12 protein-coding genes are annotated in these 12,641 nt (G+C 32.8%); all 12 read left to right on the top strand.

Annotation, left to right across the window (positions count from 1 at the left end; translation table 11 throughout):
- The first annotated feature begins 343 nt into the window (after positions 1 to 343).
- Positions 344 to 1,966: a hypothetical protein gene (locus ACW9UN_RS16430; protein ID WP_459487454.1), complete on the top strand. Its 1,623-nt coding sequence runs from the start codon at positions 344 to 346 to the stop codon at positions 1,964 to 1,966.
- A gap of 5 nt (positions 1,967 to 1,971) precedes the next feature.
- Positions 1,972 to 2,523 (top strand): hypothetical protein, encoded by a 552-nt coding sequence (locus ACW9UN_RS16425; RefSeq protein ID WP_459487453.1) that lies wholly within the window; start codon positions 1,972 to 1,974, stop codon positions 2,521 to 2,523.
- Between the two features lie 80 nt (positions 2,524 to 2,603).
- Positions 2,604 to 3,230 (top strand): hypothetical protein, encoded by a 627-nt coding sequence (locus tag ACW9UN_RS16420; RefSeq protein WP_459487452.1) that lies wholly within the window; start codon positions 2,604 to 2,606, stop codon positions 3,228 to 3,230.
- Positions 3,231 to 3,481: 251 nt separating this feature from the next.
- Positions 3,482 to 3,859, top strand: a complete 378-nt coding sequence (locus ACW9UN_RS16415) for a DUF4844 domain-containing protein (protein ID WP_459487451.1) — start codon at positions 3,482 to 3,484, stop codon at positions 3,857 to 3,859.
- A 160-nt stretch (positions 3,860 to 4,019) separates the two neighbouring features.
- A complete protein-coding gene (locus ACW9UN_RS16410; RefSeq protein WP_459487450.1) occupies positions 4,020 to 4,523 on the top strand; it encodes a hypothetical protein in 504 nt (167 codons plus the stop codon).
- 490 nt (positions 4,524 to 5,013) lie between these two features.
- Positions 5,014 to 5,607 carry a TetR/AcrR family transcriptional regulator gene (locus tag ACW9UN_RS16405; protein ID WP_040252213.1) on the top strand — a complete coding sequence of 198 codons (594 nt, stop codon included), beginning with the start codon at positions 5,014 to 5,016 and terminating at the stop codon, positions 5,605 to 5,607.
- A complete protein-coding gene (locus ACW9UN_RS16400) occupies positions 5,604 to 6,065 on the top strand; it encodes a hypothetical protein (protein WP_459487449.1) in 462 nt (153 codons plus the stop codon). The genes ACW9UN_RS16405 and ACW9UN_RS16400 overlap by 4 nt, the downstream gene beginning before the upstream one ends.
- Positions 6,062 to 6,352 carry a cupin domain-containing protein gene (locus ACW9UN_RS16395; RefSeq protein ID WP_040252219.1) on the top strand — a complete coding sequence of 97 codons (291 nt, stop codon included), beginning with the start codon at positions 6,062 to 6,064 and terminating at the stop codon, positions 6,350 to 6,352. Before ACW9UN_RS16400 ends, ACW9UN_RS16395 begins: the two co-directional genes overlap by 4 nt.
- A gap of 13 nt (positions 6,353 to 6,365) precedes the next feature.
- Positions 6,366 to 7,700 carry a TolC family protein gene (locus ACW9UN_RS16390; RefSeq protein WP_459487448.1) on the top strand — a complete coding sequence of 445 codons (1,335 nt, stop codon included), beginning with the start codon at positions 6,366 to 6,368 and terminating at the stop codon, positions 7,698 to 7,700.
- A gap of 11 nt (positions 7,701 to 7,711) precedes the next feature.
- Positions 7,712 to 8,767, top strand: coding sequence for an efflux RND transporter periplasmic adaptor subunit (locus ACW9UN_RS16385; RefSeq protein WP_459487447.1), 1,056 nt, complete (start codon positions 7,712 to 7,714; stop codon positions 8,765 to 8,767).
- 12 nt (positions 8,768 to 8,779) lie between these two features.
- Positions 8,780 to 11,872, top strand: a complete 3,093-nt coding sequence (locus tag ACW9UN_RS16380; RefSeq protein ID WP_459487446.1) for an efflux RND transporter permease subunit — start codon at positions 8,780 to 8,782, stop codon at positions 11,870 to 11,872.
- A gap of 439 nt (positions 11,873 to 12,311) precedes the next feature.
- The coding region (locus tag ACW9UN_RS16375) for a helix-turn-helix domain-containing protein (RefSeq protein WP_459487445.1) at positions 12,312 to 12,641 on the top strand (330 nt) is incomplete at its 3' end.

Below are 12,641 nucleotides of genomic sequence, written 5' to 3'. Positions count from 1 at the left end.
AAGTGCGAAAAATTACAATGGAATTATTAACTGGAAAAAAATCTACTATTTACAACACCGTGTAAAAAAAATTGCTAATTTTAGATTAACCAAAAATTGTTGCTTTTTTTGCAATCTTATATTTTCCTTCTGAAAATAACGATGGCACAAAATCGCAACTTTTAATACACATAAACGTTGGTAGCCATTTGAGCGAAGAGATACAGAGTGAATTCAAGTCCATCCTACTAAAGGAATTTAAAAAAAGAATTACACCTCTCTATTTTAAAAGTAAAAATGAAAACTAACAAATGGTCGAAAACTAACAACTCAAGACCTTAAATGAGTATTAATATTAAAAATCATGAAAAAAACACTAAAAATTGTTTATTTGTTTACCGCCTTAATATTTATAGGTGCCTGCGAATCTAATCTACAAGAGCAAAATCCAGTACTAGTAGGTGAAGATTTGTCAGATATCGGTTTAGAAAATGGAAAATTCAGTTTTACATCTAAAGAAGAACTTGCTTCAAAAATTGAATTATTAAAAAAAGGTAATAGAGAAAATGCTGAAAAATCCTTCAAAAAGTTTTATGAAAAAGGATTTATACCTATGGAAGAACCAATTATCAATTCTAAAAATATTGAATTATTAGAAAAAATATCTAGTAGAAAAGAAAAATTTCAAAGAAAAAGCACAGTTAATACTGACAATTCAAACCTAATAGGAGATAAAGTTTTTGCTGCTTTTATTAATAATGAAAATGAAATAATTGTTGATGGTAAGTTATACAGATTTACACCTAAAGGATTATTTTTTGGAGAATTAAAAGATAGTTTAAAAATAAGAAATCATATATCAACTTCTACTCAAAATAAAAGTTTAGCTAGAATTTCTATGTGTGACTATAGAAGAGCTGAAGGAGGTATTCGTGAAGTAGATGAAGGTATTCATAGATTTATAGCACCTCTTGATGACAATGAAGATTGTGGAGGTGGTTGGTCAGGTGGAGGTTATGGTGGAGGTTCAGGTTCTGGAAGTGGAAGTTCAACTACAACGTATAATGCAAAAACATCTAATATAGGGTTAAATCAATTAATTCAAAACTTAAGAACTGTAGAAAACGGAAGCGAAAATTGGTTTCAAAATATATTTGGAACATATAAATATGCTCATGAATATTTTAATAATGACGACTATAGATTTGAATTAGACTATTGGGATCAAACTTGGTTCATTTATAGATCCATAGGTATCGAGGCTGAAACACACAAAGAAGGTTGGTTCTGGTGGAATAATACTAAATCTGACGAGATTGTTTTAGGAATAAATAAGGTTCATTTAGTTTATAATTTACCAGCACCAAACATTGGTTATGCACAAAATTTTGTTCAAAATACATTAAACTCTTTAACAACACAACCTTTATATATTCATAATGGTAGATTTTCTATTAAAAATAATAATTCAATATATACTCCTATTGAAATTAAAATTTTAAATAACGCTCAAATTCCATTTTTCGAATTTAGAGACGAAGCCATACTAAACATTTATATAGGTCGTGTTCTTGGAGTAAATATTAATACTGATATAAGTTACAATGTTTTAAATGATTCAAACATAAAGCAACTTTATAAACTAGGTGCAGAATTCTTGAAAGAACAAGCATCGTCTAATATTGGAAAAAGGTTTTTTGTAACTGTACAAAAAAACCTTAATGAAGTAGATCTGCTTTACTTTGATGAATTTCAGAGAGTTTATAATGTGGCAGAAGTTCAAAAAAAGTTTTTTTCAGATTGGGCTTGGCAAGTGAGTGTTAATTCAGCAGATGGTGGTGCTAATTGGTCATCAGATTATGGTTTAAGTAATTTTACTGGTTCTGGTTTTACTTCTTTAGGAGATTACAAAGAAAAATATATAGATATTTATGGTTTAGCGAGAAGAGGCAACGAATGGAAAGGGTTAAGACTAATACTAAAATAAATATTATGAAAAATCTATCAATAAATCTAATCGCTTTAATATTTTGTTTTTCTTTAGCAGAGAATATTAATTCACAAGAAAAAAACACAAAAAAAGTATGGAGAGTAAATTTCTTAAACCCTGCAATAGAATTAGAATTACCAGTTGCTAGTAATTCTACTTTCTCAACCAGTTTAGGAATTGGTTATGGAGGTTCTTATCCACACACTTCAACAGGTGGTTCAGGTTTTTTATATTCAATAAACCCTTTTTTAGATTTGCAATATAAATTTTTCTATAATTTTGAAAAACGAAAAACAAAAAAACTTATGACTGATAATAATTCAGCAAATTTTATTTCTGCAAGATTATTAGCAAGAGGTAACACTATAAGCAGTAATTTTAATATGACAACTAACTTTGATTTTGCTGTTGGTCCTACGTGGGGTTTGCAAAGAAAATATGGTAAAAATTTCCACCTACTGTTTGATGTTGGTCCTATTTATTATTTTGACTCTAATGGTAAAGGAAATATTTTTCCCCTAATGTTTCAATTAAATTTAGGGTTTGATTTATAGTCAAATAAAAGTTAAAAGAACAAATGTATTCTATTTATAGAATACATTTGTTCTTAATAAACTATTTAATTTATAAACTAATGAAATATAAAATTATTTTCATTTTAATATTATCGTTAATTAACTTCTCTTATGGCCAAGTAAGCATATATGACGCTATAAAAACTGGAAAAGAGATTTCTAAAAATGATAGAGCCTTTAATGAATTACCTCCAAAATTAATTCAAACTTTCGGAATTGAAACCTCGTTGCCTCAAAGAATATACTATCAATTTGAAAATGGTGAAACCATATTAACTAGTAAATTATCTTTTGCATCCTTCTATACAATTAACTATCCACTACTGAAAAAACTAACTTTTGGAGTAATAAGTGGTATACAACATCAAACTCAAGGAAGTTTAACAGGCTTAAAAATTGGAGGATTACTTCGTTATTATTTTAAGAATTATGAATCCGCAAATTTTTATTTTATGGCTGCTAAAAGTATAGGAATATTTGGAAAAATAGACAATTCAGCAGGTTATGGAAATGCTAGGTTTGGTTTAGAATTTCCTATTAAAAAAAATGATGATATAAATATAAACTTCAATATTTTTTGGGATAATGATTCATATAAATTAAAATCACCTATTATTAAAGCAGAAATACCTCGTGATATAACCTACCATGAAGGGTACGGTTTAGGAATTGGAATACAATTTTAAAACGCAAAGTAAACTCTGAAAAATAAACAACGGCTACCAACACTGTGTATAATTTATTGCTGGTTTTCATCCAATTTACGAAAGTCCTCGCGGACTTTCTATCTGTGATTTATTTATTAACTTTAGTGCTTAAAACACGCAACAAATCATACACAAACACGTTGGCAACAATTTAAGGAATGAAAAATTGCATCAAAATATTAATTTGCTTTATGACTTTGTCTAACTGTGGACAAAAGAAAATTACCAAAATGAAAACACCTAAAAATGCAAAGGAAAAATTTGCTGAATTTATTAAAAAGAAGAAATTCTATGCTGAAAATTATTCACCAAATATTTCAGATGAAAAGTTGAGACCAATTTTGACAAAAAAAATAAATGAAGTTGCTTTGGAATTTCAAAAAATTTCTGAATCTGAAAATCCTACAGAGGAAAAATATCAGGAATCAATAAGAATAGGGCTTTTAAAATTTCCTGAAGTTGAATTGGGTTATGACTCTGAAGATAGAGAAAGAATACTATTATACTTTCAGGAAATAATGGACATTGTCGGACTTAAAAGTTCTAATGGACAATTGAATAATTTCTATTACGGATTTGATCCAAATACTGTGAATAAAAAGAATTAAAAAACTGTTGCCAACACCGTGTAAAATTTATTGCTTTTTAAGGTTTTTCTGGCGAAAAACCTCGCAAGCGTAAAAGCCTGATTTTATTAGTTATTTTTGGCTAAATTTACGCAACTTTCCTTATACGAGAAACGTTGTAAACAAGCTGAAAACGAAAACTATGATACATTTGATTTGGTCTATAATAAACGGAATTATTGTTCTTTACTTTCTTTATCTAATTGTTGGATTTATAGCTAAAGGGAAAAAAATATTTAATCCACAATTTAAATTTGTCTCAATCTTTATAATGGTAATCGGAATTGTACAAATAATTTCTGCATCTAATTCAGGAAAAAACTCTAACCGAATATCAATAACAGAAAACTATGACAGAAAAAATAACTTGGAAATTCAACAAGTAAAATTGGAAGATAATTGGACTTTTGATATAAACATGCTTGTAAAATATTCTATTGAACAGAATGAATATATCCCAATTGAAAGTAACAGTTATTTGACTGGAATTGTGAGCGGTTATTTGTGGGAATTTAAGTCAATAGACACGAACAATTTGAATATGAATGGAAAAGCGGAATTTATTGCTAATGGAATTTTAAAATGGAATCTTTTTGGAATTACTGTTTATAACGAATCAAAAACATTTAGCGGAATTATAGAATGAAAAAAGCCTGTTTACAACACCGTATAAAATTAATTGCTAGTTTTAGCTCACTTGGGAAATTCCTTCGGAATTTTGCCGTTCGTGATTAATCTGGTAAATTAGTTGCTTGAAACACGCAACTAACCTTATACAACAACGTTGTAAGCAAGCCAAAAAACGAACCTAATTCGAAAAACAGACAACTGAAAATCGAAATTTGACATCTTAAAATAAACTTGCGGACTAACTTTGGCGACACACTAACCGACCCAAATGTTTTAAAAATTTCCCCACCACACATTTTAAAAAATAATTTTAGCCAGCCGCACATTGGCACATTTGGGGTTTGCCCTTTTCATACAAGGCAACACAGACAAACCCCAAAAGAGCCAATTACTCACCGAACCAGATGATTTTGGTTAGATTTTAAAGTATTCTCCCAAAAAACTTGTATGTGTGAACATAATTCAGTTATCTTTGCAGAGTGAACACTCACTAACTTAAATTAATCATGACGGCAGAAATTTCCGATAGACAACTCGAAATCATTGAAGCAGCAGGAAAAATATTGACGGCTTCAGGAATAAGTGGGCTAACAATTAAGAACTTGGCTAAGGAAATGAAATTTTCTGAAAGTGCTATTTACAGACACTTTGCTAGCAAGGAAGAAATCATTATTGCCTTACTTGAATATCTTGCTGAAAATATGGATGAGCGTTACTCTCGTGCGATTAAAAGCGAACAATCGCCTGAAGAAAAATTTGAAGCGCTGTTTCTAAATCAATTTTTATTCTTTAAAAAGCATCCACATTTTGTAGTGGCTGTATTCTCTGACGGTTTGATGGAAGAAAGCCAACGTATCAACGAAACCATATCAAAAATAATGGCGGTAAAAATGAAACATTTGATGCCCATTATTCTGGAAGGACAGCAAAAAAACATTTTCACCAATTCCATTACTTCTGAAGATTTAGTTCATATCGTGATGGGTGCTTTTAGGCTTCAAATGTACAAATGGAGAGTGGCAAAATTCCAATTTGACATCATCCGAAACGGAAGCATCTTGATACAATCACTATTAACAATCATAAAAACAAAGCAATGAATAAAGTAATCTTAACACTTTCGGTAATTAGCCTTTTGCTATTTGGCTGTGGCAATTCCACAAACGAAAAATCAAATAATCAAGCTTATGTAGTCGAACACAATGAACATCATCACGATGATGAAAGTAAAGCCCTTCAACTCAATAGTGGTGAAAAATGGGTTGTGAATGAAGAGATGAAACCTTTTATCCTTAAAGCAGAGGGGATTTTGAATCAATACCTTGAAAGCGAATCCCAAGATTATCAAATTTTGGCTGCTCAACTTAAAGAAAAAAATAGTGGACTCATAAAGAGTTGCACAATGAAAGGTGAAAGTCACGATGAATTGCATAAGTGGTTATACCCACACATTGAATTAATCGAATCTTTGTCGAAGGCAGAATCAACAGAACAAGCAAACAAGATTGTCACAGATCTTCAAGCTTCATTTTCAACATACAATCAATATTTCCAATGAAAAATTTAATAGAATTACACCAACATGAAAAAGAAGTTTCAGCTGTAAACTTATTTAAAGGCGAACTTGGTACAACTACTGCAATTCAACTTGAACGAAATGGAACTTTGAAAGAACACATCACCAAAACACCTGCTTTATTGCTCTGCGTAAGTGGATTTGTAACCTACGAAGATGAAACCGAGCAGGAAATTAAGTTGGAGTCAGGCGACTATGTGAATATTACTCCCAATGTAAAACATTGGTTGTATGCTTCTGTAAAATCTCAACTTATCTTATTAAAATAAAAAAATTTGACCAATGAAGTTAGCGAATATTCACAAACATTATGTTGCTCTATTATTGATAATAGGAGGATTACAATCTGCTCATGCACAAACTTGGTCGTTGCAACAATGTATTGACACAGCGCTGGTTCATAACAAAAACCTGCAAATAACTAGAAACAATATAGCTATTGGTGAGCAAAGAGAGAAAGAAGCCAAAGCCAATTTAATTCCGAAAATAACAGCCAATGCGGATTACAAATACTTTACTAACCTACCCTATCAGCTTTTACCCCTCAATGCACTAAATCCTGCAGCTCCCGAAGGAGAATATAGAGCAGCACAGTTTGGCGTTCCGCATAACATCAACGCAAACTTGCAACTCTCAATGCCTTTGTATAATCCGCAGGTTTATGGAGCAATACAAACAACAAAAATTGCTTCGGAATTGACAGACTTGCAGTATCAAAAAACCGAAGAGCAAATCTATTTTGAAATTTCCAATTTGTATTACAATGCCCAAATCTTGCATCATCAATTGGCATTTATTGACAGTAATCTGATTAATGCAAAAAGACTTCTAAAAAATATGCAATTGCTCAATGAACAATTGCTTGCTAAAGGAACAGATGTAAGCAAGGTGAAATTGCAAGTATCACAATTAACCACCCAAAAGGAGACTATCAAAAGCAAATACGAGCAGGTTCTTAATGCGTTGAAATTTGCTATGGGCATTTCTATAGAACATAATTTGCAAATTGAACCAAATATTCAATATCAAAACACAAATGAATATACTCCGGCATCCACTTTAGATATTCGTATCATAAAAACTCAAAACCGCTTATTATGGAGTGAACTCAATACACTCAACAAATCAAGGTATTTGCCCTCGCTTAATCTGGTTGGAATGTATGGAACAACAGGCTTTGGTTATAACGGAGAACCTTCTTCTTTCCTTGATTTTTATCCGATTGGTTTTGCAGGTATTCAATTAACCTATCCGCTATTTAACGGAACAGTTACCAAACGAAAAGTACTTCAGAAAACACTTGAACTCCGAAACAATGAACTTCAGTTTGGAATGCTTACTGAGCAAAATAATATGCAAGTTGAAAATGCCAAACAGCAAAGAGAAATCACTAAAAAAACGGTTGAAACCACAACCGAACAAATTCAATTGGCACAAACAATCTACGAACAAACCCTTCTTCAACAGAAGCAAGGAACGGCAAGTTTAACGGATGTTTTACTCACAGATAACGCACTACGCGAAGCACAGCAAACCTACCTGACTACGGTAATAGATTACCTAAAAGCAGATCTCGAATTAAAAAAACTTACAGGAAACATTTCACTAAATAATTAAAATCAGTCAAAATGAATTGGAAGAAAATAATAGGTATTATAGTCGCAATAGTGATTGCTGCCTTATTTGTTTTTAAGCTCAGAACAAACAAAAATATTGCGGAAGAAAGAGTCTATCAATACGATAAAGAACAAGCTATAAATGTTCAAGTAGATACATTGCAACTTGAAATTATAAATGCAGAATATTCATATACAGGAACATTTCAGCCGAATAAGGAAACCAAAATAAGTGCCGAATTACAAGGGAAAATTAACGCCATTTTAGTTGATGCTGGAAACGTGGTAAGTAAAGGTCAACCTTTAATTCAATTGGATAATTCATTGCTGAAATTGCAATTGCAAACTATTGAATTGCAAATAGAAGGATTGGAAGCAGATGTAAATCGCTATACCATTTTGGCTAAAGCAGATGCCATTCAAGGTGTTCAATTAGAAAAAGCAGAATTAGGTTTGAAATCTGCAAAAGTTCAGAAAGCAACTTTGTTAGAGCAGATAAACAAAACCACTATTAGAGCTCCTTTTAGCGGAGTAGTTACTGCTAAATTAAGTGAAGAAGGGGCATTTGCTGCACCCGGAATTCCATTACTTCAAATAACGGACATTACAACTTTAAAATTCACCGTAAATGTTCCCGAAAAAGATTTAAGCCAATTCAAATTAAATCAAAGCTATTCTCTTTCGGCAGATGCCTATTCTGAAATTTTATTGACTGGAAAAACTACTATGGTTGGCAGTAAAGCTAATATGGGAAGTAGTTTTCCTGTTCAGTTTACGGTAAATAACACATCGGACTTGAAAATAAAATCTGGGATGTTTGGTAAAGTTCTACTCAAAAACGAAACGTCTGGAAAGGGAATTATCATACCGTCATCTGCCATACAAGGCACAGATAACCAACCACAGGTTTATGTTGTGAAAAATGACAAAGCAATTTTGCAAAACATCACTATTTCAAAAAAGATACAAAACAAAGCTGTTGTTTCAAATGGATTAAATGAAGGTGATGTAATTGTAACGAATGGCTTCATCAATCTTTTTGATGGAGCGAATGTAACTGTTAAATAAAATCAGCGAAAAATGAATATTACAGAAATATCAATCAAACGTCCTTCGCTGATCATAGTGCTTTTCAGCGTATTTACTTTATTAGGATTTATCGGGTATAAAAATTTGAGTTACGAATTGATGCCTGACTTTAATCAGCCCGTAGTTGTAATTAAAACTGTTTACCCTGGTGCCGAACCAAACGAAGTAGAAACATCCGTTTCACGAAAAATCGAAGATGCTTTATCCAACTTGGAGGGTGTAGATTATTTGGTAACAAAATCATTGCCTAATGCTTCTATCATCATCGCCAATCTGAACTACGGAACCGATTTGGACAAATCAATGCAAGACGCACAACGCTATATTGATAATATTCGACAAGATTTACCTGACGAGATTTTGAGTCCTGTAATGAGTAAAGTTTCGCCCAATGATTTGCCGATAATGTCTATTAGTGCAACAAGCGATTTGTCTGCAACTGAGTTTTATCAAAAAATGAAAGATGATTATCTGCCACAAATACAACAAATAAAAGGTGTTGCAGAGATTACTGTTTTAGGTGGTGAAGAAAGAGAAATACAAGTAAAAATAAATCAGGACAAACTGAAATTGTATAAAATTTCAATGGTTCAGATTGTTGAAGCAATTAATCGTTCTGGCTTAGACTTACCTGCTGGAAAGGTGCAAACCGAGAAGGAAAGTAATTCAGTTCGTTTAACTGGGAAATTTGCATCTATTGAAGATATTAAAAATGTTCAGGTGGCAATGCCAGTTCTAGGAAGTCCTGTTTATGTAAAAGATGTGGCAGATGTTATTGACGGTATAAAGGAAACAACTTCCATAAGTCGCTACAATGGTAAAAACGGTATTGGACTTATGCTGAAAAAGCAAGGAGATGCAAACGCAGTAGATGTTTCAAAAGCAGTTCGGGAGAAATTTCAATCTATCGAACAACAAAATGCTAGTTCGGGTGTGAAATTTATTATTGCAGACGATAGCACCGACAACACGATTGCAGCCGTTAATTCTGTTGTTTTTGATTTAATCTTAGCGGTATTATTGGTGTCGTTAGTGATGCTTTTATTTCTACGAAGTTTTAGAAATTCCTTAATCGTATTGGTAGCTATTCCAACTTCTTTAGTTACCGCATTCGCTGTGATGTGGCTTTTGGGTTACACCCTAAATTTAATGACCTTGCTTGCAATGTCTTTAATCATTGGTATTTTGGTAGATGATGCTACCGTAGTTTTAGAAAACATTCAAAAGCACTTAGATAAAGGAAAAGACAAACGATCTGCTGCAATGGATGGCAGAATGGAAATTGGCTTTGCTGCATTGTCCATCACCTTAGTTGACGTTGTGGTTTTTTTACCTATTCTTTTTCTACAAGTGTTTGTTGCTGATATGCTAAAGCAGTTTTCGGTTGTAGTAGTAACTTCTACTCTCACCAGTTTATTGGTTGGTTTTACTTTAACGCCTTGGATGGCTTCTCGAATTGGCAAAAAAGAGGACTTACAACCTACCAATTTTTTCAATCGCTTTTTGCTCTGGTTTGAAATTCAATTAGAAAATTTTAATGAATGGTATGGTCGCAGATTAGAATGGGTATTGAGCCATAAATTAGCTTTTACAGGTATCGTTATTGTGCTTTTTGCAATGACATTAGGTATTATGAAACAAGGAATTATTGGAAAAGAATTAATATCAACAGGCGACCAAGGTAAATTTAGAATGGCATTAGAATTTGATAAATCCACTTCCATTCAGCAAAACAATTTAATTGCTCAAAAGATTGAAACATACATTATTCAACAACCCGAAGTAGCAACAGTATTCAGCAACATTGGCGGACCAAGCACAGGCATTGGGAGTTTGGGTGTAGGTTCAGCAAATAAAACTGAATTTACGATTCAATTAAAATCCAAAAAGGAATTGGATAATTTACCTACTGAAACATTTATGAAAAATCTTCGGGAAGAACTAAAGTCAAAATTTCCGAGTATCAATTATTCAATGGCAGCATTGGGTTTAATTCCACGTTCAGCACCAATTGAAATTACGTTAAGCGGTAGCAATTTGGATTTGGTAATGAAAACAGGCGATGAATTGAAAACGGTAATTGAAAAAATTCCCGGTGCGGATAATGTTCGCATATCCGTTGAAGCAGGTAGCCCTGAATACAAAATAATGCCCGACAAAGATAAAATGCAACGATTGGGTTTAACAACCGCTTATGTTGGATTGAACCTAAGAACTGCATTTACAGGAAATGATGATGCGACCCTAACTGAAAACGGAACGGAATATCCTGTGCGAATTTGGTTAGATGAATTTAGCAGACGAAATTTTGAAGATGTCCAACAACTTTCAATTATTAACCATTTGGGGATACCAGTTGAAGTTTCACAATTTGCAAGCGTTGAGCAAGACAATTCTCCTTCACTATTGGAGCGAAAAGACAGACAACCAGCAGTTACTTTGACAGCAGACGCATTGGGCAGACCATCAGGAACTGTAGCAGACGATGTAGTAGCATATCTCAAAGAAAATCCTTTGCCAAACGGAATACAAATGACTTGGGGTAGCGACATCAAAAGACAGAATGATAGTTTTGGAGCATTAGGTTCAGTTTTGCTGATTTCGTTTTTGCTGATTTACCTGATTATGGTAGCACTATATGACAGTTTTGTTTATCCATTTGTAGTTTTGTTTTCTATACCAGTAGCTGCAATTGGGGCTTTTTTCGCTTTGAATTTGTCTTTGAGCAATTTGAGTTTATTTGCCTTGTTGGGTTTAATTATGCTAATGGGATTAGTAGTAAAAAATGCTATTCTAATTGTGGATTTCACCAATCAATTAAAAGCAGAAGGCAAACATTTTAAAGAAGCCTTAATCATTGCAGGAAAAGGTCGTATGCGACCAATCCTAATGACAACGCTATCAATGGTTGTTGGTATGCTTCCCATTGCAATGGCAACAGGAACAGCAGCAGAATGGAAAAACGGTTTAGCTTGGGTAATCATTGGCGGACTTCTATCATCTTTAATTTTGACTGTGTTTTTAGTTCCTATGGTTTATTATTTAGTGGACACAGCGAAAGAAAAGCTTAACAGAAGAAAATAGCCATCACACAGGTGTAAGCACATTTGCAATTCGCATAAGCCAACGCACAGTCCAAAAATTGCAAAAGAGCTTACACCTTTACCACCCAATGAAAAATTATTTTTTAAAATTTCCTTCCCTTCTAAAATTTTTAAAACCGCTACCCACAGCCGACACAAACAGACCCAATTTTAACTCGACAACAACACCGAAACTCACAGTGGACAAGGACTTTACAACCTCGACAGAAAAGAAGGCCAGCTTACAACACTATATAAAAGCAATAGCGGTTTGAGTGTAAACTCGAACTGTTTTTGCATTTAATTAAGTATCTTGCTATCCGAAAAGTCAGTTCATTAAATCCGCTACTGCTCTTATACTTGACCGTTGTAAATAATAGTGGAAATGTACTTTCCTGAAATAGGTTGACTAAAAATTAAGCAATTAATGATAGTCACTTATGAAAAACCAAAAACAACACTGGCAGAAAAAAAAGTACCAAAAAGTAACTTTAGAGACCAAACTATTGGTCGTTGACCAAATTCAGAATGGTCAGATTTCAACCAACTTCGCTTCTAAAAAATATGGTATTCCTAGAACTACTATTGGATATTGGATAAAAAAATACAGTACTTTAGTGCAACAAAATAAAGGTATGAGTAAAAACGATGAAATTAAAAAATTAAAGGAACGAATTGAAGAACTCGAGTTTATAAAAGAGTTTCAGCAAGACATTATCGCAGATATGGAAATCATTACAGGAGTCGATTTGTCAAAAAAGTCGTTGCCC

Source organism: Polaribacter litoreus, from assembly GCF_054584775.1.
This window is presented reverse-complemented; position numbering and strand designations above follow the sequence as displayed.

What these genes read in the sequence shown, in the direction of transcription:
- ACW9UN_RS16430 (WP_459487454.1), top strand. Translation starts at nt 344, where the DNA reads ATGAAAAAAACACTAAAAATTGTTTATTTGTTTACCGCCTTAATATTT.
- ACW9UN_RS16425 (WP_459487453.1), top strand. Translation starts at nt 1,972, where the DNA reads ATGAAAAATCTATCAATAAATCTAATCGCTTTAATATTTTGTTTTTCT.
- ACW9UN_RS16420 (WP_459487452.1), top strand. Translation starts at nt 2,604, where the DNA reads ATGAAATATAAAATTATTTTCATTTTAATATTATCGTTAATTAACTTC.
- ACW9UN_RS16415 (WP_459487451.1), top strand. Translation starts at nt 3,482, where the DNA reads ATGAAAACACCTAAAAATGCAAAGGAAAAATTTGCTGAATTTATTAAA.
- ACW9UN_RS16410 (WP_459487450.1), top strand. Translation starts at nt 4,020, where the DNA reads ATGATACATTTGATTTGGTCTATAATAAACGGAATTATTGTTCTTTAC.
- ACW9UN_RS16405 (WP_040252213.1), top strand. Translation starts at nt 5,014, where the DNA reads ATGACGGCAGAAATTTCCGATAGACAACTCGAAATCATTGAAGCAGCA.
- ACW9UN_RS16400 (WP_459487449.1), top strand. Translation starts at nt 5,604, where the DNA reads ATGAATAAAGTAATCTTAACACTTTCGGTAATTAGCCTTTTGCTATTT.
- ACW9UN_RS16395 (WP_040252219.1), top strand. Translation starts at nt 6,062, where the DNA reads ATGAAAAATTTAATAGAATTACACCAACATGAAAAAGAAGTTTCAGCT.
- ACW9UN_RS16390 (WP_459487448.1), top strand. Translation starts at nt 6,366, where the DNA reads ATGAAGTTAGCGAATATTCACAAACATTATGTTGCTCTATTATTGATA.
- ACW9UN_RS16385 (WP_459487447.1), top strand. Translation starts at nt 7,712, where the DNA reads ATGAATTGGAAGAAAATAATAGGTATTATAGTCGCAATAGTGATTGCT.
- ACW9UN_RS16380 (WP_459487446.1), top strand. Translation starts at nt 8,780, where the DNA reads ATGAATATTACAGAAATATCAATCAAACGTCCTTCGCTGATCATAGTG.